This window comes from Rhodococcus sp. 077-4, from assembly GCF_047782425.1.
GTDB lineage: Bacteria > Actinomycetota > Actinomycetes > Mycobacteriales > Mycobacteriaceae > Rhodococcoides.
In genome coordinates this window covers 45,576-68,699 of the sequence record NZ_JAJPWC010000003.1, presented here as the reverse complement: position 1 = coordinate 68,699, position 23,124 = coordinate 45,576, and the positions used below count along the sequence as shown (strand labels likewise).

At 65.1% G+C, this 23,124-nt stretch carries 22 protein-coding genes; 11 read left to right on the top strand and 11 right to left on the bottom strand.

The features are described 5' to 3' along the window. Window positions 1-7 precede the first annotated feature (7 nt). Window positions 8-868: a universal stress protein gene (locus ACNEOT_RS16590; RefSeq protein ID WP_415975316.1), complete on the top strand. Its 861-nt coding sequence runs from the start codon at window positions 8-10 to the stop codon at window positions 866-868. On the opposite strand, the gene ACNEOT_RS16585 is transcribed toward ACNEOT_RS16590, so the two are convergent. The 3 genes from ACNEOT_RS16585 to ACNEOT_RS16575 are packed head-to-tail and all read right to left on the bottom strand — an operon-like array spanning window position 861 to window position 2,548. Next, window positions 861-1,187 (bottom strand): cupin domain-containing protein, encoded by a 327-nt coding sequence (locus ACNEOT_RS16585; protein ID WP_032395790.1) that lies wholly within the window; start codon window positions 1,185-1,187, stop codon window positions 861-863. The two genes, ACNEOT_RS16590 and ACNEOT_RS16585, sit on opposite strands and share 8 nt — an antisense overlap. 54 nt (window positions 1,188-1,241) lie before the next feature. Then, on the bottom strand, window positions 1,242-1,751 hold the full coding sequence (locus tag ACNEOT_RS16580; RefSeq protein ID WP_415975314.1) for a dihydrofolate reductase: 510 nt from the start codon (window positions 1,749-1,751) through the stop codon (window positions 1,242-1,244). Next, on the bottom strand, window positions 1,748-2,548 hold the full coding sequence (locus tag ACNEOT_RS16575) for a thymidylate synthase (RefSeq protein ID WP_415976327.1): 801 nt from the start codon (window positions 2,546-2,548) through the stop codon (window positions 1,748-1,750). Before ACNEOT_RS16575 ends, ACNEOT_RS16580 begins: the two co-directional genes overlap by 4 nt. Before the next feature lie 29 nt (window positions 2,549-2,577). Between ACNEOT_RS16575 and ACNEOT_RS16570 the strand changes: the two genes are divergently transcribed. Then, entirely contained in the window at window positions 2,578-3,444 is an 867-nt protein-coding gene (locus ACNEOT_RS16570; RefSeq protein WP_415975312.1) for a DNA-formamidopyrimidine glycosylase family protein, read from the top strand. Here the strand turns inward: ACNEOT_RS16570 and ACNEOT_RS16565 are convergent. Beyond that, window positions 3,437-4,981, bottom strand: coding sequence for a carboxylesterase/lipase family protein (locus ACNEOT_RS16565; RefSeq protein ID WP_415975311.1), 1,545 nt, complete (start codon window positions 4,979-4,981; stop codon window positions 3,437-3,439). The genes ACNEOT_RS16570 and ACNEOT_RS16565 overlap by 8 nt on opposite strands. A 74-nt stretch (window positions 4,982-5,055) precedes the next feature. Between ACNEOT_RS16565 and ACNEOT_RS16560 the strand changes: the two genes are divergently transcribed. The 4 genes from ACNEOT_RS16560 to ACNEOT_RS16545 are packed head-to-tail and all read left to right on the top strand — an operon-like array spanning window position 5,056 to window position 8,767. Next, complete coding sequence (locus ACNEOT_RS16560; protein WP_415975309.1) at window positions 5,056-5,625, top strand: molybdenum cofactor biosysynthesis protein; 570 nt, start codon at window positions 5,056-5,058, stop codon at window positions 5,623-5,625. Between the two features lie 27 nt (window positions 5,626-5,652). Beyond that, window positions 5,653-6,861 carry a CaiB/BaiF CoA transferase family protein gene (locus ACNEOT_RS16555; RefSeq protein WP_415975307.1) on the top strand — a complete coding sequence of 403 codons (1,209 nt, stop codon included), beginning with the start codon at window positions 5,653-5,655 and terminating at the stop codon, window positions 6,859-6,861. Further along, the gene (locus ACNEOT_RS16550; RefSeq protein ID WP_415975305.1) at window positions 6,861-7,784 is read left to right on the top strand and encodes a hydroxymethylglutaryl-CoA lyase; all 924 of its coding nucleotides are present in this window, start codon (window positions 6,861-6,863) and stop codon (window positions 7,782-7,784) included. Before ACNEOT_RS16555 ends, ACNEOT_RS16550 begins: the two co-directional genes overlap by 1 nt. Further along, window positions 7,781-8,767 (top strand): 2-hydroxyacid dehydrogenase, encoded by a 987-nt coding sequence (locus tag ACNEOT_RS16545; protein WP_415975302.1) that lies wholly within the window; start codon window positions 7,781-7,783, stop codon window positions 8,765-8,767. The genes ACNEOT_RS16550 and ACNEOT_RS16545 overlap by 4 nt, the downstream gene beginning before the upstream one ends. A gap of 3 nt (window positions 8,768-8,770) precedes the next feature. On the opposite strand, the gene ACNEOT_RS16540 is transcribed toward ACNEOT_RS16545, so the two are convergent. After that, the gene (locus ACNEOT_RS16540; protein WP_415975300.1) at window positions 8,771-10,216 is read right to left on the bottom strand and encodes a dihydrolipoyl dehydrogenase family protein; all 1,446 of its coding nucleotides are present in this window, start codon (window positions 10,214-10,216) and stop codon (window positions 8,771-8,773) included. A gap of 29 nt (window positions 10,217-10,245) precedes the next feature. Here ACNEOT_RS16540 and ACNEOT_RS16535 point away from each other — a divergent pair, with 29 nt between their 5' ends. Next, entirely contained in the window at window positions 10,246-11,004 is a 759-nt protein-coding gene (locus ACNEOT_RS16535; protein WP_415975298.1) for an SDR family oxidoreductase, read from the top strand. A 33-nt stretch (window positions 11,005-11,037) separates the two neighbouring features. Here the strand turns inward: ACNEOT_RS16535 and ACNEOT_RS16530 are convergent, their stop codons facing one another. From ACNEOT_RS16530 to ACNEOT_RS16520, 3 genes are read right to left on the bottom strand one after another with little or no spacing between them, the layout of a single operon-like run. Further along, window positions 11,038-11,283, bottom strand: a complete 246-nt coding sequence (locus ACNEOT_RS16530; RefSeq protein ID WP_415975296.1) for a DUF2630 family protein — start codon at window positions 11,281-11,283, stop codon at window positions 11,038-11,040. 16 nt (window positions 11,284-11,299) lie between these two features. Beyond that, window positions 11,300-12,544 (bottom strand): hypothetical protein, encoded by a 1,245-nt coding sequence (locus ACNEOT_RS16525; RefSeq protein WP_415975295.1) that lies wholly within the window; start codon window positions 12,542-12,544, stop codon window positions 11,300-11,302. Further along, the gene (locus ACNEOT_RS16520; protein ID WP_415975293.1) at window positions 12,541-13,305 is read right to left on the bottom strand and encodes a crotonase/enoyl-CoA hydratase family protein; all 765 of its coding nucleotides are present in this window, start codon (window positions 13,303-13,305) and stop codon (window positions 12,541-12,543) included. Before ACNEOT_RS16520 ends, ACNEOT_RS16525 begins: the two co-directional genes overlap by 4 nt. Window positions 13,306-13,366: 61 nt before the next feature. On the opposite strand from ACNEOT_RS16520, the gene ACNEOT_RS16515 reads away from it, so the two are divergent. Beyond that, window positions 13,367-13,969: a TetR/AcrR family transcriptional regulator gene (locus tag ACNEOT_RS16515; protein ID WP_415975292.1), complete on the top strand. Its 603-nt coding sequence runs from the start codon at window positions 13,367-13,369 to the stop codon at window positions 13,967-13,969. Next, on the top strand, window positions 13,956-15,572 hold the full coding sequence (locus ACNEOT_RS16510; RefSeq protein ID WP_415975291.1) for an acyl-CoA dehydrogenase family protein: 1,617 nt from the start codon (window positions 13,956-13,958) through the stop codon (window positions 15,570-15,572). Before ACNEOT_RS16515 ends, ACNEOT_RS16510 begins: the two co-directional genes overlap by 14 nt. A 10-nt stretch (window positions 15,573-15,582) precedes the next feature. On the opposite strand, the gene ACNEOT_RS16505 is transcribed toward ACNEOT_RS16510, so the two are convergent. Both ACNEOT_RS16505 and pgi read right to left on the bottom strand, forming a co-directional pair. Next, window positions 15,583-16,599, bottom strand: coding sequence for a hypothetical protein (locus tag ACNEOT_RS16505; RefSeq protein WP_415975289.1), 1,017 nt, complete (start codon window positions 16,597-16,599; stop codon window positions 15,583-15,585). Window positions 16,600-16,721: 122 nt separating this feature from the next. Beyond that, complete coding sequence (gene pgi / locus ACNEOT_RS16500) at window positions 16,722-18,371, bottom strand: glucose-6-phosphate isomerase (protein WP_415975288.1); 1,650 nt, start codon at window positions 18,369-18,371, stop codon at window positions 16,722-16,724. Window positions 18,372-18,453: 82 nt separating this feature from the next. On the opposite strand from pgi, the gene ACNEOT_RS16495 reads away from it, so the two are divergent. Beyond that, window positions 18,454-19,905, top strand: a complete 1,452-nt coding sequence (locus ACNEOT_RS16495) for an NAD-dependent succinate-semialdehyde dehydrogenase (protein ID WP_415976325.1) — start codon at window positions 18,454-18,456, stop codon at window positions 19,903-19,905. 42 nt (window positions 19,906-19,947) lie between these two features. Here the strand turns inward: ACNEOT_RS16495 and ACNEOT_RS16490 are convergent, their stop codons facing one another. Beyond that, window positions 19,948-20,238 carry a chorismate mutase gene (locus ACNEOT_RS16490; RefSeq protein ID WP_032396247.1) on the bottom strand — a complete coding sequence of 97 codons (291 nt, stop codon included), beginning with the start codon at window positions 20,236-20,238 and terminating at the stop codon, window positions 19,948-19,950. A 331-nt stretch (window positions 20,239-20,569) separates the two neighbouring features. On the opposite strand from ACNEOT_RS16490, the gene ACNEOT_RS16485 reads away from it, so the two are divergent. Beyond that, a complete protein-coding gene (locus tag ACNEOT_RS16485) occupies window positions 20,570-23,065 on the top strand; it encodes a UvrD-helicase domain-containing protein (protein ID WP_415975287.1) in 2,496 nt (831 codons plus the stop codon). Window positions 23,066-23,124: the final 59 nt, after the last annotated feature.

The window sequence follows — 23,124 nt, the reverse complement described above, 5'->3', positions numbered from 1 at the left end:
CCGAAACGTGACAGGCTCTCGACCGATCATCGTCGGCATCGACGGATCCGCCGCCGCGGACAAGGCCGTGATCTGGGCGGCGCTCTGCGCTCACCGACGCGATCGGCGATTGCACATCGTGACTGCCGTCGATATGCCGGGAGTCGTCGATCTGAGCGAGTTCGCCGGAGAAGCAACGGAATTCGTGGCCACGGCCAAATCCAGGTTGGTGGCGGCGGAGACTCTGGCGGCGCTGGTGGTCGACGATCCTGCCTTCGAGGTGACCTCGAGTGCAGTCGAGGGCGGCGTCATGGACGTTCTCATCGGCGTGTCGGCGCAGGCCGAGATTCTGGTGATCGGGGCAAGCGAAACCGGTGCTGTCACACTGTCGTTGGCCGCGCACAGCGTCTCTCCGGTGGCCGTGGTGCGGGGCCGCGACATCGACGGCCGTCCGGTTGCCGAGGGGCCGGTCGTGGTCGGCGTCGACGGTTCGGACGTCAACCAGGCCGCGGTGGAAGCCGCGTTCGTCGAAGCCTCGGCGCGTGACGCCGTGCTGATCGCGGTGCACGTGTGGTCCGATGTCGATCTGACGCAGTCGTTCGGCCGCGCTCCCAAGGACTGGCAGGCCATCGCCGACGGCGAGGAGGCGCTGTTGGCCGAGAGCCTCGCCGGCTGGCAGGAGCGCTTTCCGGAGGTCGAGGTTCAGCGCGTCGTGGCTCAGGACCGTCCGGTTCGCGTGCTGAGCGGACTGTCCGAAACCGGCGCGCTGATCGTGGTCGGCAACCGAGGGCGCGGCGGATTCGGTGGAATGCTGCTGGGATCCACGAGTTTCGCACTCGTCAACACCGCGGACTGCCCGGTGTTGGTCGTGAGGAAAGCGCTCACATAGCGACGGTCAGCAGAAAGCTGACGTCTTCGAGTGCCTCGACGCTGTGGCGGGCGTCGGGGATGACGAGCAGATCGCCGGTCGAGCCCTTCCAGGAGCGTTCACCGCTGATCAGCTCGAGCTTGCCGCTGAGCACCAGAACCGTCGACTCGCCGGACAGGTCGTGCTCGGCCAACTTGTTTCCGGCGGCCAGTGCCACGACCGTCTGCCGAAGGTGGCGTCGATGACCGCCGTACACCGTCTGCGAGCTACGGCCGCTCGATGCGCCGACCGCGAGCTTGAGTTGTTGACGGGCAAGTGCGGTGAGTGACTTCTTGTCCATGATCGCCAGTATGACGCACCGCTCGCAGTCGCGACGGGGGAATCCTGAACGCGCTCAAGAAGGTTGGATAGGCTTTCCGTACTCGACCCAGCGGAACCGCGTCGCGTTCTCGCGGCTGATCTGCCACTCGCCCGCTCGCGCGATCCAACCGTCCGGAATCGCGGGAGCCCGAGTATCTCCGTCGACATCGAGATCGACCTCGGTGACTTCCAGGTGGGTCGCGATATCCATTGCACTGCGATAGATTTCGCCGCCCCCGATGATCCAGACCGGGCTCTCGCCTATCAGGGCCACGGCATCGGCGACACTCGATGCGTTTTCGGCACCGTCGGCGGTCCACGAAGAGTTGCGGGTGACCACTATGTTGCGACGGCCCGGCAGGGGACGAAACTTCACGGGCAGTGAGTCCCAGGTCTTCCGGCCCATGATCACCGGATGCTCTGCCGTCTTCGACTTGAAGTGCGCCATGTCCTCGGGGACATGCCAGGGGATCGATCCCGCGTCCCCGATGACGCCCGCCGTGCTCTGGGCCCAGATCAGACCGACGAAGTGCGGTGCACTCACACCGCTACCGGTGCCTTGATCGCCGGGTGGTGTCGGTAGCCGACGATCTCGATGTCTTCGTAGGTGTAGTCGAAGATCGAATCTCGTTGTGCCAGTTTCAGAGTGGGGTACGGGTACGCCTCGCGAGAGAGCTGCTCGGTCACCTGATCGCGGTGGTTGTCGTAGATGTGGCAATCGCCGCCGGTCCAGACGAACTCGCCGACCTCGAGGCCGGTCTGCGCCGCCACCATGTGCGTGAGCAGCGCGTAGCTGGCGATGTTGAACGGCACGCCGAGGAACATGTCTGCGCTGCGCTGATAGAGCTGGCACGAGAGCTTGCCGTCGGCGACGTAGAACTGGAAGAACGCGTGGCACGGCGGCAGCGCCATCCGCGGGATCTCACCGACGTTCCAGGCCGAGACGATCATTCGACGCGAATCCGGGTCGGTCTTCAGGGTGTCGATCACCGAGGAGATCTGGTCGATGTGCTCACCCGACGGGGTGGGCCACGACCGCCACTGCACGCCGTAGACCGGGCCGAGCTCACCGTCGGGAGCTGCCCACTCGTCCCAGATACTGACGCCGTGCTCCTGCAGCCACGTGGCGTTCGAGTCTCCGCGCAGGAACCACAGCAGCTCGTAGACGATGGATTTGAGATGGACCTTCTTGGTGGTGATCAGCGGGAAGCCCGCGGACAGGTCGAAGCGCATCTGGTGCCCGAACGCGCTGGTGGTGCCGGTGCCCGTCCGGTCGGATTTGGCCGTCCCGGTATCGAGGATGCGGCGCAGCAGATCTTCGTACGGAGTCGGAACCATCACGACGGTCATCGTAGCTGCATACTGGACACATGCCGGAATTACCCGAGGTGGAAGCCCTTGCCGGCTTTCTGCGCGAGCATGCCGTCGGTGCCGTGATCGGCCGCATCGACATCGCGGCCCTCAGTGTTCTCAAGACGTTCGATCCGCCGATCACCGAGCTGCAGGGCAAGGACGTCACCGACGCAGCGCGCTTCGGAAAGCATCTGGCGCTGCGAGCAGGTGATCTGTGGCTGATCACGCACCTCTCGCGCGGGGGATGGCTGCGGTGGGTGGACAACCCGAGCGTCGCGCCACCCAAGCCGGGCAAAGGGCCGCTGGCGTTGCGGATCCACTTCTTCACTCCCGAGGGTGCGACGCCCGCCATCGATCTGACCGAGGCGGGCACCAAGAAGCGGTTGGCGGTGTGGGTGGTGCGTGATCCGCAGCAGGTTGCGAGCATCGCTCGGCTCGGGCCTGATGCCCTGACGGTCACCGAGCTCGAATTCGCGGAGATTCTCGGAAGCACCACTGCGCGCCTGAAGACCTCGTTGGTGGACCAATCATTGTTGGCCGGTATCGGAAACGCCTACTCGGACGAGATCATGCACGTCGCGAAGCTCTCGCCGTTCGCGTCGTCGAGCAAGCTCGATCCCGAGTCGGTCGGGGCGCTCTACGCGGCGATGCGCTCGGTCCTGTCCGACGCGGTGGCCCGCTCGGCAGGTCAGGACGCGGCACGTCTGAAGGGGGAGAAGCGATCCGGCATGCGAGTGCATGCCAGGACCGGTCTTCCGTGCCCGGTGTGCGGCGACCCGGTACGCGAAGTCGCCTACGTGGACCGGTCTTTTCAGTACTGCGCAACGTGCCAGACGGCCGGCAAGATTCTCGCCGACCGCCGCATGTCGCGTCTGCTCAAGTGACGGGTTCGAGCTTCTGGCTGTCGTAACCCCGGTAGCCTTCCCAGGCCTTGCGTCGGTCGCTGCGCGGGTCCTTCTGCACCCGAGTGCGCGTGTCGAAGATCAATGTCCTGCGGTCGGCCTCGTCGTACGCAGGCCACGTGTCCAACGGTGCGCCGTTGGTGGCGAACGCAATCCAGTGCGACTGCACCTGCTCGGTGACCTCGGCGAATGCCTTACGGCCTCCGGTCAGCGTAAGTGCCTTGCCGAACAGCGTCTCGTTGATGCCGAACACCGCGAACAGTTCGAAGCCGTGGGTGGCGTCCAATCCGAGGACCTTGAGCGACCGTGGGGCGAAGTCGAAACGGTAGAAGTACGTGGGCGCGTGCCGTGAATGGCCCTCTGCCACTTCGAGAGAGGGCTTCCAGAAAGTGAAGTCACCGCCGAAGTCGATGGCTGCCCGCTCGTTGGGGTAGCCCCGATAGCCTGAAGTGACCACGGCTTCGGCGTCGGGATCGGTGAGTGAGAACAGCTTGGTGATGCGTTCGGGGTTGGTGGGCAGCGCGTCGAGGAACTTCGGAAACAGTGTTCCCTCACGGGCGTTGGTGCCGATGATCAGCGGGACGCGGTGCGCCGTGCCCTTCGCGTATGCCTCGACCGGGCTGACCGGAAGGAAGTCGCCGTCGACCACCGGGCCGAACGGGATCAGGCCCGGTGTGCGGTGCAACGTGGTCAGACCGAGCTTGGTGCCTGCCCGCCCGAGCTGGAGCACCTCGGCGTTGTCGAGGGTCTCGGCGGCGGTCTCGGCGGTGCCGCCGAGATAGCCGATGTACTCGCGCGCCCACTGATCGGCGCGCTCCTTCGTCGCGGTCATGCCGGGAGCCGAGCTTTCGGAAATGGCCTGAGCGAACAGGCCTTTCGTCGCGGGAACCGTCATCAGGGTGGTGACGGCATTGCCGCCTGCCGATTCTCCGAAGATGGTGACGTTGTTCGGATCGCCGCCGAAGTTCTCGATGTTGCGCTGCACCCATTCCAGAGCTGCGACTTGATCGCGCAGGCCAAGGTTGGAGTCGAAAGGTCGCTCGGGAGTGGAGAATTGAGACATGTCGAGGTAGCCCAGTGCGCCGAGTCGGTAGTTGACCGACACGTAGATGATACCGTCGCCGTCCTGCAGCGAGCGCCGCACCAGCGAGCCGCCGCCGTAGAGCGGGGTCGCAGACGTTCCGAGCGTGTAGGCACCGCCGTGAATGAAGACCATGACCGGACGCGGTGTCGCACTCGGTGCACTCGGTGCCAACACGTTGAGCGTCAGGCAGTCCTCGCTGGACGGCTGGTACTTGCCGATCGCCAGCATCGTGCCGCGCTTGTGCTGAACCGAAGCGTTGCCCCACTCGGTGGCGTCGCGCACGCCCGACCATGGTTCGGTGGGTTGCGGCGCGCGGAATCGAAGCGGTCCGACGGGAGGAGCGGCGTAGGGAATGCCACGCCAGGTGGTCAGATCACCCACCGGCTTTCCTTCGATGATGCCGTCGGAGGTGGTCACGCGCGTTGTCACAGCCATTTCGCGAGTGTACTGATCCGTCCTTACCCGTGGGTAAGAACCGGGGTGGATCGGCAACGGGCAGACTCGAGTGCATGCCGTTCGAGTATCGCGCCGAGATCGTGCAGTTGCTCCGCTCGCCCACCCACGCGTATTTCGGCAGGTCCAAGGACGGTCCGGCCGACGTCGCGACCGAAATGCCGGGCAGCGTCGAGATCGTCGCGCACAAGGGCATTCGCGGCGACAGGTTCTTCGGCGTGAAGGCGCACACCGAGGCGGCGGTGAGTTTCCTGGCCGTCGAGGCCTGGGATGCAGTCGGCGACGTACTCGGGATCGAGGTTCCCGATCCGGCTGTGGCCAGGCGAAACGTCGTTGTGCGTGGTCTCGAGCTCGACCCGCTGCGCGGTCTGGAGTTCGAGCTCGATTCCGGAGACGGGTGGATTCGGTTCCGTGGTGGCCGACCGGCCCATCCGTGCGCTTGGATGGACCGCATGGTGGTCGACGGCGCACGCAAGGCACTGATCGGTCGCGGCGGCCTGCGCGTCGAACCGCTGTCCGACGGAACCCTCCGGGTGGGGGAGCTACTCGTGCGATCGCCCGTCGAACTCGATGCCTCGCGGGCCGCGCTGTCCGTTCGGCGCGCTCAGCCTTTGGTGGAGAAGTGAAGGGGCCGGAGAAGTGAAAGGAATGCTATGACGCTTCCGCTCGACGGGGTTCGAGTACTCGAACTCGGCAACTACATCGCGGCACCGACCGCGGGTCGGATGCTCGCGGATTTCGGGGCCGAGGTGATCAAGGTCGAGCGTCCCGGCACCGGCGACGAGTTGCGCAACTGGCGGCTGTATTCCGGCACCACCTCGATGCTGTACCGCACCATCAACCGGAACAAGAAGTCGATCGTGCTCGATCTGCGCACCGAACAGGGGCGCAAGGACGTGGTCGAGCTCGCTGCGAAGTGCGACATTCTGCTGGAGAATTTCCGCCCCGGCACCCTAGAGAAGTGGGGAATCACCTCCGAGGTGCTCACCGAGGCCAATCCTGATCTTGTCGTCACTCGCATCTCGGCGTTCGGACAGACGGGTCCGATGTCGGATCGGCCCGGATTCGCCGCTGTGGCAGAGGCATACGGCGGATTTCGTAATCTGGTCGGTGATCCCGATCGTCCGCCGGTTCGCGTCGGAGTGTCGATCGGCGATTCGATCGCAGGCCTGTACGCCGCGTTCGGATCCGTCATGGCGCTCTTCCAACGCCAGGTGCAGCGGCAGGCAGGGGGTACGTCTCTGACTGCGAGCGAACGGACCATCGACGTCGCGTTGAACGAGTCGATCCTGTCGATGATGGAATCGCTGATTCCGGACTACCTCGCCTACGGGGTGGAACGCGAGCGGACCGGGGGACGAATGGAAGGCATCGCGCCGTCGAATGCGTACCCATGCAACGACGGTCACGCGATCATCATCGCGGGCAACGGTGACGCCATCTTCCAGCGCTACATGGAGACCATCGACCGGCCCGATCTGGCCGCCGATCCCGATCTCGCCACCAATGCCGGCCGTTGGCGTCGACGCGACGAGTTGGATTCCGCCATCTCGGACTGGACGGGATTGCATTCTCGCGCCGATGCTCTGGCGATTCTCGACAAGGCGGGAGTGCCGTCCGGCCCGATCTACACCGCGGCGGACATCGTGGCCGACGAGCAGTATGCCGCCCGAAACATGATCCAGCACTTCGCCGTCGACACCGGTGGCGACGAGCCGGTCGATGTGGGCTTCGTCGGAGTGGTGCCCGTCATCGGGGATCGGTCCATTCCCATTCGGTCGGTCGGACCGGAATTGGGCGAACACACTCGGGAAGTTCTGTCGAGCCTGCTCGGCCGCACCGATGAGGAATTGGACGCCTGATGTACGAATTCGCACCCGCGGCCCAACTTCGCGACGTCACGATGCGCGACGGGTTGCAGCTCACCGGCAAGATGCTCTCCACCGAGCGCAAACTCGAGATCATCAGGGCCCTGGTCGATCTCGGAGTTCCCGAGTTGGAGATCGGGTCCATGGCGCGCGGAGACAAGGTGCCGCCCATGGCCAACACGCTCGACGTAATCGGCGAACTGACCGCCGAGGAACTGTCGCAATGCTGGGTGTGGGTCGCCACCCCGCGGCACGTCGAGAAGGCCGCAGCAGCCGGGGCCCGCAATTTCCAGTACTGCTTCTCGGCGTCGGACTCGCACAACCAGGCCAACATCGGCCGCACCACCGAGGACTCGCTCGCGGCCATGCCCGCGGCCATCGACATCGCGCGTTCGGTGGGCGGCGCGATCGAATTGTGCATCGCCACCTCCTTCACCTGTCCCTTCGAGGGAGCCGTGCCCGCGGACCGGGTCATCGCGATCGCCGACGACGAACGAACCACCGGCGCAACGGACATCGTCATCGCAGACACCCTCGGGCAAGCGGTGCCCACGCAGGTCGCATCGCTGATCGGCCGCGTCGCCGCCGAAACGCCCAGCCGCAGAATCGTGTTCCACGGGCACGACACCTGGGGTCTGGGCGTCGCGAACACCCTCGCCGCGATATCCGCGGGAGCAACCCTGGTCGACGGTTCCCTCGGCGGACTCGGTGGCTGCCCCTTCGCCCCTGGGGCAAGCGGCAACACCTCGAGCGAGGAAATCCTCTTCGCCACCCGGCCCAACTGGTTCACGCCCGGGACCCTGACCGCGCTGGTCGATATCTCCGAGAAACTACTGACCGAACTGGGAGAACCCATGCGATCGAAAACCGTGCAGGGCGCCCGATCCGAGGCGTCGGCCTTCGAGTGGGTCCTGTGAGCACCATCCTCGTCACCACCGAAATTCCCGCACCGGGAATGGACATTCTGCGCGCCGCAGGCGACGTCGAGGTCCGAGAACTCGACCACGAAGAACTGTTCGACGCCTGCGCATCCGGAAAGTACAGTGTCGTCGTGTCCCAGATACGTGACCGATTCGACGCCGAATTACTCGCTGCAGCATCGATAGTCGGGGTTTCCAACTACGCCGTCGGATACGACAACATCGACATCGCGGCCGCCACCGCACACGGCATCACCGTCGCCAACACCCCTGGGGTACTGACCGATTGCACCGCCGACATCGCGATGCTGCTGATGCTGTCCACGGCCAGGCGTGCAGTGGAGGCAGACTCCTTCGTACGCGCCGGATCGTTCACCGGCTGGAAACCGGAACTGCTACTCGGCAGCGATGTTTCGGGTCGAGTGCTCGGACTGGCCGGTTTCGGCAGAATTGCCAGAGCTACGGCCAGGCGCGCACTGGGTTTCGGCATGACGGTGAAGTTCTGCCCCAGGCCTCCCGGCGATCGAGACGTCTCCGAGGACGAGCTCGGTGAGTTCGCCGGTCGCGTCGAACACGCGTCCTGGGACGAGATCGTCACCACCAGTGACTTCGTGTCGCTGCACGTTCCGCTGTCGGAGTCCACGCACCACCTCGTCGATGCCGCGGCACTGTCGGCCATGAAACCGTCGGCGATTCTGATCAACACCGCTCGCGGTCCCGTCGTGGACGAAGCCGCCCTGGTGACGGCCCTGCGAAACGGCGTCATTGCGGCAGCGGGACTCGATGTCTACGAACGAGAACCGGCTCTCGAACCCGGATTGGCGGAGCTGCCGAACACCGTGTTGCTGCCACACGTGGGCAGTGCCACGGTGTCGGTACGGTCCGAGATGGCCCGACTCTGCGCCACCAACGCGGCGGCCATGTTCAGCGGCAACCCACCGCCGCATCCGGTGAATCCGCAGGCGTGGGCGCGCAGCTGACGCTCATCGTCGAGATTCGAGCAGCCGAAGCCAGATCTCGCTGACCGTCGGGTACGACGGCACCGCATGCCACAGGTCGTCGAGCGATACCTTTCCGACCACGGCGACAGTGGCAGCATGCACCAGCTCCGCGACACCAGGACCGACGAAGGTGGCACCGACGATGGTGTCGGTGCCTCGGTCGATCACCAGTTGCGCGCGGCCGGTGTAATCGTCCTGTTGCAGAGACGAACCCGCGACGGCGATGTCCTGTGCCACGATCTCGACGTCGATGCCCGCCGACCTGGCCTTGGCCTCGGTGAGTCCGACCGAGGCGACCTCGAGCGGTGTGAACACCACCTGGGGGATCTGGCCGTGATCTGCAGTTGCGCTGAATCGCTTGCTGCTGAGCGGCTTTCCCTCTGTTCGCGCGGCAATGACGTCACCGGCCACCCGGCCCTGGTACTTACCCATGTGCGTCAGTGGGGCTCGCCCGTTGACGTCGCCCACCGCGTAGAGCCACTCGTGGCCGGGCACATTGAGATGATCGTCGACCTCGATGTAGTGGCCTGCGTCGATGCCGAGGGTCGCAAGTCCGAGGTCCGAACTCGCCGGAGTGCGGCCTGCGGCGACCAGAATTTCATCGACCGTGATCTCGCTGCCGTCGATCTCGTTGCCGTCGACGACGAGAGTGACAGGGCCACCGTGGATTCGGCCGATGCCCGTGGCGGCAGGATTCTCCCGCGAGACGGACGTCAGGGAGGCGTCGAGCATGATTGTCGCGCCGCGACCCCGCAGCGCGCTCGCGACGAGTTCGCCTGCGAACGGTTCGGAACCGGCCAACAGCGACGATCCGCGCACGATCATCGTCACCTTCGCTCCGAGCGAGAGCAACCAGGTGGCCGCCTCCGTTGCGACGACGCCACCGCCGATGATTGCGATGTGCCCCGGAGTCTCGTGAATGTTGGTGGCATCGCGAGAGATCCACGGCTGGGCGTCGCGCAGACCCGGTGTGTTCGGTACGGATGCCGTGGTGCCGGTGGCGAGTACGACGGCGTGCCGCGCCGTCAGTGTGCGGCCGTCGACCTCGACGGTCCTCTCCCCGGTGAGGCGCCCGTGGCCGCGGATCACCGAGATGCCCGCTGTTTCGGCCCACGTCATCTGCGAGGAATCGTCGAGGCCGTGGGTGAAGGATTCGCGTCGGGCCAGGACGGCGTCGGCATCGAGCGGTTGGTCACCGACCAGTTCCTTGACGCCCGGCATGTGTCGTGCGGTATCGAGAACCTCGCTCGGCCGCAGCAGGGCCTTACTGGGCATACACGCCCAGTACGAGCATTCTCCGCCGAGGAGTTCGTGTTCGACGATCACGGCGGTGCGGTCGCTGCCCGCGATGGCGTACTGCGCGGCGTTTTCGCCGACTGGGCCACCGCCGATGACGATGACGTCGAATTCCGAGCTTTCTGAGGCCATTGCTCCACAGTGACATAGGCTCGCCGCTTATGGCGACCACGCGGAACAAGATTCTGATCACCGGAGCGAGTTCGGGTCTCGGTGAGGAAATGGCCCGGCGGTTCGCCGGCATGGGCCGAGATCTGGCGCTCTGCGCCCGACGGGTCGAGCGGCTCGACGAACTGCGCGTGGAGTTGATGCACCACAACCCGAACATCACCGTGGCGGTCCGCGCTCTCGACGTCACCGATCACGACGCCGTCGGCGAGGTCTTCGGCACACTGCGTGAGGAACTCGGCGGACTCGATCGAGTGATCGTCAACGCCGGGCTGGGTAAGGGCGCGAAGATCGGTACCGGGCGAGCCGACGCCAATCTGGAGACCGCGCGCACCAACTTCATCGGTGCCCTGTCGCAGGCCGAGGCCGCACTTGCGATCTTCCGGGAGCAGAAGCGCGGGCACCTGGTGTTCGTCTCGTCCATCAGCGCGGACAGGGGACTGCCGGGAGCGAAGGCGACCTACTCGGCCAGCAAAGCTGCAGTGGCCTCGCTGGGTGAATCGCTGGCGACCGAACTGTCTCGAACCGACATTGCCGTCACCACGTTGCTGCCCGGCTTCATCGCTACCGACATGTCCGCCAAAGCTGGCGACAGTGCTGCTCTCACAGCCACTCTGGAGGAGGGCGTGTCTGCGATGGTCGACGCGATCGAGAGCGAAACCCGCCGCGCCGCGCTGCCCGGCCTCAAGTGGCGGGGCATCGACGCGGCGCTGCGGTTCCTGCCGAACGTGCTGACGGATCGGATGGTCTGATTGCAGGAGTGGAGCCTGCGGAATGACCGGACTTTACTGCAAGTACCCTTCGACCTGGTCGACGGTGTTGGCGGTTGCGGTGTCGGGGTCCTTGCCTGCATCGATGCGGGCGCGACGCTGGCGGAGCAGGTCCCAGCACTGGTCGAGCGCGTGTTCGAGGGAGGCCAACTGAGCCTTCTCGGTGTCCGGGTCGATCTCGCCGGACTGGGTTTCGGTGCGGAGCTTGTGCTCGGTGGCGATGAGCTGCTGGATCTTGGTGTGGATATCGTGCTCGTTCATGGCGACAACGGTAGACCTACCAGGGTTTGCCGGCCAGGTTCTGCGGTGCCAGAGCTCTTCGGACCGCCGCGGTGAGTTCGGCCGGTGATCCGACCAGGGCGTCGTCGGTGCATACGAGCGAAAGTGTGTAGTTGCCGTCCATCCGGGAGATGTAGGTCGACATCCTGATCGTCGCCAGCTCACCGGCCGGGTTGGGATGGATTGCCCGCGTCGCCAACCCGCAGGAGCGATGCGGGCCCAGTGCGTGGACGGCGTCGGGAATGTCGCCGATGTTGGAGCACAACACTTCTCCGCGGCCCGGGTTGGACGTCAGCTTGGCGGCGACGCGGTGGGGAAGCAACTGAACGATCTCGGGTGGATACCCTGCGGGCGCTCCCACCGGCTTGCCGAACGCCGCCTTGCATGCCGCCCGGATGGCCGCGGGCGAGTCGTCTCCGCGGACGGCGACGGTGGCCATGGCGATCGCGTTGGCGTCACCGGACCCGGTGCGGAAGGGAATGTCGACGGTCACCGCGGGCGATCCGAGTTCGCTCATCGTGGCGGCGACAACGGCGACGAACAGTGAATTGGCCGATCCGCCCATGCGTCGGGCAGCCGAATCCCACTCGGCCGCATCGATATCCATAATCACCGAGTGCATCTGTCGCGCGCGATGCGGGGCGATTCCGCCGGTGTCGGCGGTGGTGAACGCGCGTAGTTCGGCTCGAGCCTTCTTGCTGACCCACAACCTCGCCGTCGCTGCGATGCAGCGTACGAGGACGGTGAGGACCGTGGCGAACGCGTCTCTCGCATCCGAGCCGGCCGGGCGGACGGGCGTCGACGTACCGGAGAAGGCCTGTGCAGCTGCGTCTATGAGTCCACGAGCGTCGGCCAGCGCATGCGAACACACCAGTGACACGACGGTGCCGCCGTGGGTGAGGGGAGCGGCCGTCAATCGCCAGCCCGGCCCGTACTGCGGGTCGAGTCGAACGTCTGCCTGAGCATCGGCCCATCCGATGATGTCGTCGATCGCATCGGGGCTGTAGTCGAGGGGAAGCGACTCGGAGGAGATGTCCCATCGCAGCCGAGCGCCGGGAATGTGGGACTTGCCGACTCGGCGGCCGAGCTGTCCGATGGCCAGCTCGTCGTGCACCCTGCCGAGTTCTTCTCGGCCGACCGTTTCGGTGGTGCGCCAGATACCTTGCAGGGCAATGGGAATGCCGTAACCGCGGTGAGTGCGGAGAAAGATCTCGTCGATCACCGACAGGCGTGTCGATATCACGGACTCGCGGTGCCGTGGCGTCCCGCGCCCGATGCGAACCTGCCGGCACCGCTGAGCGCGTCGGCATTGATCGAGATGGCACCGTGTCGAAATTCGTTCTTCAGGGCCGACTCCTCGTCGAGGCCGTCTTGTTCGAGGAGGGACAGTCGATCCTCGCGCATGCAGGTCTGCGGCAGCAGGGCGAGCTCGGCGGCCAAGGCCTCGGCTTCCGAGCGGGCTCGGCCCACCGGAACCACTCGGGTGATCAGTCCGATGTTCAGTGCCTCCTCGGCATCGACGGCGCGACCGGTGAGAATCATGTCCATCGCCCGGCCGGTACCGACGATGCGCGGCAACCGCACTGTGCCGCCGTCGATCAGGGGCACTCCCCAGCGCCGACAGAAGACGCCGAACGTGGAGTCGTCCTCGGCGATACGGAGATCGCACCACAGGGCGAGTTCGAGTCCGCCCGCGACGGCGTATCCCGAGACGGCCGCGATGACGGGCTTGGACAACCGCATGCGCGTCGGGCCCATCGGACCGTCGCCGTGTTCGGTCGCGTGGTTCGAGCGCGAGGTGCCGAGTGCCTTGAGATCGGCTCCCGAGCAGAACGTGCCGCCCTCGCCCCAGAGCACCGCCACCGACGCTGATTCGTCGGCGTCGAACTCCTCGAACGCCTGGATCAGTTCCTGGGCGGTGGGGCCGTCGACGGCATTGCGTGCCTCCGGGCGCGACAAGACGATGGTGGTGACGGGGCCTGATCGCTCGATCCGTACCGGCATGTCAGTGAACGTTACTCGAGTTCTCTTGCGTGAAGCAATGAATCAGTGCTTCAATCCTTCGGTGCCCTACAGGCGAACACCCGCGGTCCAAGCCAGGCTCGATGCCGGCCGCATCAAGCTGCTCGCTGCCGCCGTCGAGGTCCTGTCCACCAAGGGATACGCCGGCCTGTCGGTCGCCTCGGTCGCAGCGGCCGCGGGAGTATCCGCAGGCAGCGTCTACACCCACTTCGACGGCAAATCCGAACTGGTCGTCGAGGTATTTCGCCGAGTGTGCAACCGAGAAGTGGCGGCGGTCGTCGCCGTCGCCGCTCGTGGCAGTACGTCCGAGCGGGTCACCGCGGTGGTGCAGACATTCGCCGGGCGCGCGCTGAAGAACCGAACGATGGCCTTCGCGCTGCTCGCCGAGCCGGTCGATCCAGCCGTCGACGCCGAACGTCTGGTCTTCCGGCAGAAATTCACCGATGCCTTCGCCGACGCGATCGTCGCAGGCATCGCGGCCGGAGAAATCCCCGAGCAGGACGCCGCTGTGTCGGCGGCGGCCCTGGTCGGTGCCGTCGGCGAAGTGATGGTAGGACCATTGTCCTCGCACGACTGCGTCGATCCCATACCCAGTCTCGTCGCATTGTCACTGCGCGCGTTAGGAGTTCGAGATGGACACGCATGAAGTATTCAACCAGGCACCCGACCTGGCGCCGTACGACACGTCGGCCGACGCATCGCTGCTGGACGGTCTCGACAGGGCCGGCGGCGGGTGGGCGGTCGACGAGGTGCGAGTCCTGGGTGCTCTCGCAGGCGGGGTGCAGGCCCAGGAGTGGGGCAGGCTCGCCAACGAGAACCCGCCCGTGTTGAAGACCCATGATCGATACGGCAATCGCATCGACGAGGTCGAATTCCACCCGCACTGGCACGATCTCATGACCGTCGCCGTCGAGCACGGCCTGCATGCCAGCCCCTGGACCGACGATCGAGTGGGTGCTCATGTCGCCCGCGCGGCGAAGTTCTACGTCTGGGGACAGACCGACGCCGGCCACATGTGCCCGATCTCCATGACCTACGCCGTCGTTCCAGCGTTGCGGCACAACCCTTCTCTGGCTGCGCAGTACGAGCCGCTGCTGGCATCGAGGGAATACGATTTCGGTCTGCGTACCCCGTCGACGAAGCGCGGACTGATCGCAGGCATGTCGATGACGGAGAAGCAGGGCGGATCCGACGTACGCGCCAACACCACCACCGCCACACCGTCGTCGGACGGAACGTATTCGATCGTCGGCCACAAGTGGTTCACTTCTGCGCCGATGTCGGACATGTTCCTCACCCTGGCGCAGGCACCGGGCGGACTCTCGTGCTTCATGCTCCCGCGCGTACTGCCCGACGGCACCCGCAACCGAATGATGCTGCAGCGCTTGAAGGACAAGCTGGGCAACAAGTCGAATGCATCCGGCGAGCTCGAATATCACGGGGCCACCGGCTGGCTCGTCGGCGAAGAAGGTCGCGGCGTGCGCACCATCATCGAGATGGTCAACATGACCAGGTTGGACTGTGTCATCGGGTCCGCGGCCGGAATACGCAACGCCACCGTGCGCGCGGTTCATCACGCACGGCATCGGGCGGCGTTCGGTGCTTCTCTCGTGGATCAGCCGCTGATGCGAAACGTGCTGGCGGACTTGACCATCGAATCCGAGGCCGCCACCGCCGCCATGATTCGCCTGGCGCAGGCAACCGACGGCTCGGCCCGCGGCGACGAGCAGGAGAGCGCACTGCGTCGAATCGCGTTGGCCGTCACCAAGTACTGGGTGTGCAAACGAGCACCCGCACACGCCGCCGAAGCACTCGAATGTCTCGGTGGCAACGGCTATGTCGAGGAATCGGGAATGCCGAGACTGTTTCGTGAATCGCCGTTGATGTCGATCTGGGAAGGCTCCGGCAACGTCGCCGCACTCGATTCCCTCCGCGCACTGGCCCGCCAACCCGACAGCGTCGAGGCGTTCTTCGGTGAGATCGGTAAGGCGTCGGGCGTGGATTCTCGCTTGGACGACGCCATCGCCCGCGTCGGCAAGGAACTCTCCGATACCTCCGACATGGAATACCGGGCCCGACGAGTCGTCGAATTGATGGCCCTGACCTTCCAGGGCGCGCAACTGGTGATGCACGGCAATTCCGCTGTGGCCGATGCCTTCTGCGCCAGTCGCCTCGACCGCGACTGGGGCATCGCCTTCGGCACCCTGCCCACAGGAGTTGATACGGCGACGGTGTTGGGTCGGGTGTAGCGGGGCGGATCTACGCCCCTCGTGGGAATCCGCACCGCCTGTAGGGTGCGCATATTCCTACGAGCGCCGTAGCGGCGGGAAGGGGTAGCTCGGCGTACCGTCCACTCGGCGGGCCGAGGAGCAACGCACGCCGATAGGCAGCATCAAGCCTGTCGATGATGACATGCGGAGTCGACAAGTCCCGCCAGTCGAATCTGAAGACGGTCCTGCCCTGCTCGGCGAGCCGGTTGTGGCGATTCTTCTCTGCGATGATCGCTTGCCGTGGCTGCGGACCGTACTTGTTTTCCCCGTCGAACTCGGCGATCACCTCGGCCAGGTCGGGAAACAGGAAGTCGGTACGGGCGATGCGTCGACCGCCTTCGTCGAAGATCGTCTGATTGGACAGCGCAGTCGACACTGTCTGCAGGATCAGTCGCGATCGACTTTCGCCGACACTGTCGCTGCGTGCACTCATCGCGCCGATTGCACGTCGTGCGCGTCCAGCACCGCTTCGGTGTTGCGCCGCATCGCACGAGTTCTCGAGTTCGTCGATTGTGGTGAGGCCGTGGCGCAATGCCCGATCACCGAGACACACCGCAACCTCGAGTGGATGAGTCCTGGCGACGTCGACGACTGTGCGTGCTGGGCGTGTGACACGCATACCGTCGAGATGAAGCCACTCGTTGTCGAGTAGATCGGTGCCGTGAAGGAACCGGCGTCGACTGCGCTTGCCCGAGTGGCCGCGACGTGTGGTCATCGTCACCGTGTCCAGCGGTAAGTTCCACACGTCGAGTCCGAGAACCACCGCTGCGGATACATGACTCAGTACGACGTCGTCGCCGGAATCGGCATGGGTCGCCTGAGCCAGGAGTGCATGCTGCTGCGCAGAGTCCAGTGTTGCGAAGACATCCCCTCGAACGAACCAGCCTCTGCGGATTGCAACGATGGACTTGTGTGCGCGTGCCCGTCGAAGGTCGTCATCGGTGAAGCCCGACGCGAGTGCATCGGCACGGGTGAAGAGCCCACGTTGGTCGAAGTCCATACTCAATTGGACGCACGGCTGACCTGTCTGGATCCGCTGAGCGCAATCTACGGCCCGTCCAGGAATCCACACCGCCTGCAAGGTGCGTAGATTCCTACTGGGGCCGTAGATCCACCGACCGACCGACCTCAGACCGAACGACCCCGCTGCCCGCGGTACCAGCGCACCATTGCATCGGTGGATGAATCCGATTGCGCGGCAGGAGCTTCGGCGTCGGTGAGTACCGGTGTCAGTTCGAGTGCCTGGGTCTTGCCGAGTTCTACGCCCCACTGGTCGTAGGGGTCGACTCCCCAGATGATGCCCTCGACGAAGACCTGGTGCTCGTACAGGGCGATCAACTGACCGACCACCGACGGCGTGAGCTTGGGGGCGAGGATGGAGGTTGACGGGCGATTGCCGGGCATCACCTTGTGCGGCAACACATTTGCCGGAGTGTCTTCGGCGGCGATCTCCTCGGCGGTCTTGCCGAAGGCGAGTACCTGGGTCTGCGCGAAGTAGTTGCTCATCAGCAGGTCGTGCATCGAGCCGGTGCCGTCACGGGTGGGTAGATCGTCGGTGGGCTCGGCGAATCCGATGAAGTCCGCGGGCACCAAACGTGTTCCCTGGTGAAGCAATTGGTAGAAGGCATGCTGGCCGTTGGTGCCCGGCTCGCCCCAGAAGATCTCGCCGGTCGGCGTGGTGACGGGGGAGCCGTCGGCCTTGACGGACTTGCCGTTGGATTCCATCGTCAGCTGCTGCAGGTACGCCGCGAAGCGGGAGAGATCATTCGAATACGGCAGCACCGCACGGGTTTCCGCGCCGAAGAAGGAGCTGTACCACAGGCCGATGAGGCCGAGCAGCACCGGCGCGTTCTGGGCCAGCTGGGTGGTCCGGAAGTGCTCGTCGATGCGATGGAAGCCATCGAGGAATTCGCCGAACGCTTCCTTCCCGACAACCGCCATGACCGACAACCCGATTGCGGAATCGACGGAGTAGCGTCCGCCGACCCAATCCCAGAAACCGAACATGTTGGTGGTGTCGATACCGAATTCCGCAACCCGCTCGGCGTTGGTGGACACGGCGACGAAGTGCTTGGCGACGGCATCCTCGCCGAGAGCGTCGACGAGCCAGCGCCGGGCGGCGGTGGCGTTGGTCAGCGTCTCGAGGGTGGAGAACGTCTTGGACGCGATGATGAACAGCGTCGAGGCAGGGTCGAGTCCGTCGAGCGCGCCGACCAGATCGGCGGGGTCGACGTTGGAGACGAAGCGAGCGTCGATACCTGCGTCGGCGTAATGGCGCAGCGCGTTGTAGACCATGACCGGTCCGAGATCGGACCCACCGATCCCGATGTTGACGACCGTGCTGATCTTCTCGCCGGTAGCACCGAGCCACTCGCCCGACCGCACTCGATCGGTGAATTCGCCCATGGCCGTGAGGACTTCGTGTACGTCGGCGACGACGTTCTGGCCGTCGACGGTCAACGACGCGTCGGCCGGTAGACGCAGCGCGGTGTGCAGAACGGCGCGGTCCTCGGAGGTGTTGATGTGCTCGCCCGCGAACATGGCGTCGCGCTTGCCCTCGACATCGGCGGTGCGGGCCAGTTCGATCAGCAGCTCGAGGGTCTCGGCGGTGATGCGGTGCTTGCTGTAGTCGATGTGCAGGTCTGCGGCGTCGAGGGTGAATGTGCGACCTCGGTCGGCATCATCGGCGAACAGAGTTCGGAGAGGAGTATCGGCAATCGCGGAGTGGTGATCGGTCAGCTTCTGCCAGGCATCCGTGCCGGTGATATCGACGCTCATACGTGCCAACACTAATGCGGGCCGACGCCACGCGCGCGTCGTTCTCGTTTGCATCAGGCACTGCGGAGGCATCATGGACGGTATGGACCAACGTGCATTGATCGAATCGATTCCGGCAAAACTGTGGATCGGCGGAAAGGCCGTCGACGCCGAGGGCGGTAAGACGTTCGCGGTGAACGATCCCGCGACAGGTAAGCCGTTGACCGAGGTGGCCGACGCATCGCCCGCCGACGCGATGAAAGCGCTCGACGCGGCCGCCGCGGCGCAGAAGGGCTGGGCGGCAACACCTGCCCGCGAACGTAGTGAGATCCTTCGAGCGGCGTTCGAGAAGGTCACCGAACGCGCCGACGACATCGCGCTGCTGATGACACTGGAGATGGGTAAAGCCCTCGCCGAATCCAAGGCCGAGGTGAAGTACGGAGCCGAGTTCTTCCGCTGGTTCGCCGAGGAAGCCGTGCGAATCGGGGGTCGATACACACCGGCTCCCGCAGGCAACGGTCGAATTCTCGTCACCAAGGCTCCCGTCGGACCGGTTCTGGCCATCACTCCCTGGAACTTTCCGTTGGCAATGGGCACCAGGAAGATCGGGCCCGCTCTTGCGGCAGGCTGCACCATCGTCGTCAAGCCGGCGCGCGAGACTCCGCTGACCATGCTGCTGTTGGCGCAGATCTTCGGGGAGGTCGGTCTACCCGAGGGTGTGCTGTCGGTGCTGACGACGTCGAAGTCCGGTGACGTCACCGGACCTCTGCTGGAAGATTCACGCTTGCGGAAGCTGACGTTCACCGGCTCGACGGGTGTCGGTAAATCCCTCGTACAGAAGTCGGCGACGCGATTGCTGCGAACGTCGATGGAACTGGGTGGCAACGCCCCGTTCGTGGTGTTCGACGACGCGAATATCGACGAGGCGGTGGACGGCGCGATGCTCGCCAAGATGCGCAACGGCGGCGAGGCGTGCACCGCGGCGAACCGACTGCACGTGCACAACAGCGTGCGAGAGGAGTTCACCACCAAGCTCGTGGCGAAGATGTCGGCGCTGACCCTCGGGCCTGGCACCGACCCCGATACCAAGCTCGGGCCCCTGATCAACGCCGATCAGCTCGAGACCGTGCAAGAACTCGTCGACGACGCGGTGGCCAAGGGCGCGACGGTTGCTCTCGGCGGCACCGCACCGGGTGGAGACGGCTACTTCTACCCGGCGACGGTGCTCACCGAGGTGCCGGCCGAGGCCAGGATTCTGAAGGAAGAGGTGTTCGGGCCGGTGGCACCGATCGTCGGCTTCGACACCGAGCAGGAAGGAATCGACGCGGCCAACGACACCGAGTACGGCCTGGCGTCGTACATCTACACCGAGAACTTGGACCGTGCTCTGCGGGTGGCCGACGCACTCGACAGTGGCATGGTCGGCGTCAACCGCGGAGTCATCTCGGACGCGGCAGCGCCGTTCGGCGGAGTGAAGGAATCCGGATTCGGCCGTGAAGGCGGATCCGAGGGAATCGAGGAATACCTCGAGACCAAGTACATCGCACTGAAGTAGAACGTCGGTTGGGCGTGCATCTGCGCGCCCAACCGGGGTCGGTCAGTGGCCGAGACGACCGCGGCCGAGGCGGAGCAGGAGCATGGCCAACGTGTGGCCTTCCTGGCCCAGGCTGCTGAAACGCTCGAGAACCTTCATCTCACGGCTGTGCACCAGGCGCGGTCCGCCGGAGGCCATGCGGGTACGTCCGATGATCTGCGAGACCTCGGATCGACGTCGCACAGCGGCGAGGATCTCGGCGTCGAGGCGGTCGATTTCCTGGCGCAGGTCGTTGATCTCGGCTTCGCTGGTGGGCAATGCAGTCTCTGAGTCGATCTTCGTCGTCATGGCCATCGTCTCTCCTCGGGTCACATCTTGGATCGTTGCGTCGTCCGGCACCGTTACGCCTCTCGTATTCGGAACTGCATCCCAATCGGTTCGGTTCCCGCCTCGTACCTCCGCTGGGGATCTCCGAGACCCCCGCCTGGAACCAGGGGCGTTACGACTGTCGACAGGCTGCCGTGCGCGTGAACGGACGGTGGCCGACCCGACGCGGGCAATGACGTACGGTTTTTTCGATCACCGATCCAGTGTGCCACGGGTCAACCGTCCTGAAAAGTCGTCGGTTCGGTCGACGACCACGCGATGTGGGTTTGTCGGTACGCGCCGGTAATCTGACCGGACGATGAACACATTCCTCCAAGGCCTCGAGTCCCGAAAGAACACTTCGTCCGACGCCCTGCTGGAGGGTCTCAACCCCCAGCAGCGTGAGGCCGTGGTGCACACCGGATCTCCGCTGCTCATCGTGGCCGGAGCCGGTTCGGGCAAGACAGCTGTGCTGACGCGTCGCATCGCCTATCTGCTGGCCGAAAGAGGAGTCTCACCCGGTCAGGTTCTGGCCATCACATTCACCAACAAGGCCGCTGCCGAGATGCGCGAGCGAGTTGCCGGACTCGTGGGACCGCGGGCCAACGCGATGTGGGTTTCGACGTTCCACTCGAGTTGCGTCCGCATCCTGCGCGCACAGGCTGCGCTGTTGCCCGGTCTGAACTCGAACTTCTCCATCTACGACGCGGACGACTCGCGGCGATTGCTGACGATGATCTCCAAAGATCTGCAGATCGACACCAAGAAGTTCTCGGCCCGATTGCTCTCGACGGCGATCTCCAACCTCAAGAACGAGTTGATCGGCCCGGACAAGGCTGCGGAGGATGCGGACGGCGATCCCGCCGAACTTCCTCGGCTCGTGGCCAAGGTCTACGGCATCTACCAGCAGCGGTTGCGCGCGGCCAATGCCATGGATTTCGACGACCTCATCGGCGAAACGGTAGGCATCCTGCAGGCATTCCCGCAGGTGGCGCAGTACTACCGCCGCCGGTTCCGGCATGTTCTGGTCGACGAGTATCAGGACACCAACCACGCCCAGTACATGCTGGTACGCGAGCTGGTCGGCACCCCCGACGCGGACGGCGCACTCGAGGGCACCGTCGCACCCGGTGAGCTGTGCGTGGTGGGCGACGCCGATCAGTCCATCTACGCCTTCCGCGGCGCGACGATTCGCAACATCGAAGAGTTCGAGCGCGACTACCCCGACGCGCGCACCATTCTGCTCGAGCAGAACTACCGATCGACGCAGAACATCCTCTCCGCCGCCAATGCCGTGATCTCACGCAACACCGGCCGACGCGAGAAGAAGCTGTGGACCGACACCGGCGAGGGCGAGCTGATCGTCGGATACGTGGCCGACAACGAGCACGACGAGGCGTCGTTCGTGGCGTCGGAGATCGACCGACTCGTCGACGGCGGAGACGTGCGCTTCGACGAGGTTGCCGTCTTCTACCGGACCAACAACTCCTCGCGCGCGCTCGAAGAGATCTTCATTCGACTCGGGCTGCCCTACAAGGTGGTCGGCGGCGTCCGATTCTACGAGCGCAAAGAAGTACGCGACCTCGTCGCATACCTGCGCGTGCTGTCCAACGAGGACGACACCGTCAGCATGCGACGCATCCTCAACACTCCACGCCGCGGGATCGGCGACCGTGCCGAGGCCTGCGTCGCGGTGCACGCAGAGCAGCGCGACATCAGTTTCTCCCGCGCCCTGCACGATGCGGCTGCGGGCAAGGTGGCGTTGCTCAACTCGCGGCAGCAGAAGTTGATCGCCCAGTTCATGGAATTGCTCGACGAATTGCGCGCCGTACTCACCGCGACCGACGGGGACGGAAACGACATCGCAGACATCGGCGATGTCGTCGAAGCCGTGCTCGATCGCACCGGCTACCGCGGCGAACTCGAAGCCAGCAGCGATCCGCAGGACGGCGCTCGACTCGACAATCTGAACGAACTCGTCAGCGTGGCAAGAGAATTCACGTCCGAGGCTCGCAATCTGGCTGCGGTGGCAGAAGAAGCGTTGGAAACCGGCGACGATGCCGGTGCGGAGGACGACGGTGGCGTCGACGGGTTGGCCGAGCCCGGTTCGCTCGCAGCGTTCCTCGAACGAGTCTCTCTGGTGGCGGACACCGATCAGATCCCCGATTCGGGTACCGGCGTCGTCACCTTGATGACGCTGCACACCGCGAAGGGTCTGGAGTTTCCGGTTGTCTTCGTGACGGGTTGGGAGGACGGTCAATTCCCGCACATGAGGGCGCTCGGCGATCCGAACGAACTGTCCGAGGAACGGCGGCTGGCGTATGTCGGCATCACCCGCGCGCGGCAGCGCCTCTATCTCACGCGCGCCATCATGCGCTCGGCGTGGGGCCAACCCATCGCCAACCCGGAATCGCGCTTCCTGCAAGAGGTTCCGCAGCACCTGATCGACTGGCGTCGTGAGGATCCGGGCACCGGGGGAGGCCGCGCAATCGGCGGCGGCAGATCCGGCAGCTACGGATCGGGCGGAGGCGGTTACGGCTCCAACAGCTACGGCTCGGGCAACTACGGCTCTGGCAGCTACGGCGGGTCCTCCAACCGCGGTCAGAGCTCGTCACCGAGTTTCGGTGCCGCGAAGGGACGCAACTCCAATCTCGTTCTCGCTGTGGGCGATCGAGTCAGTCACGACAAGTACGGCCTGGGCACGGTGCTGGAATCGACCGGAGCCGGAGTCAAGGCGATGGTGCTGATCGACTTCGGTTCGGCCGGCCGCGTGAAGATGATGCTCATCGGCGGCGTCCCGATGACCAAGCTGTAAGAGACCGAGAACGAGAAAGCCGGGCCCTGCAGATGCGGGGTCCGGCTTGTTGTGCGGTG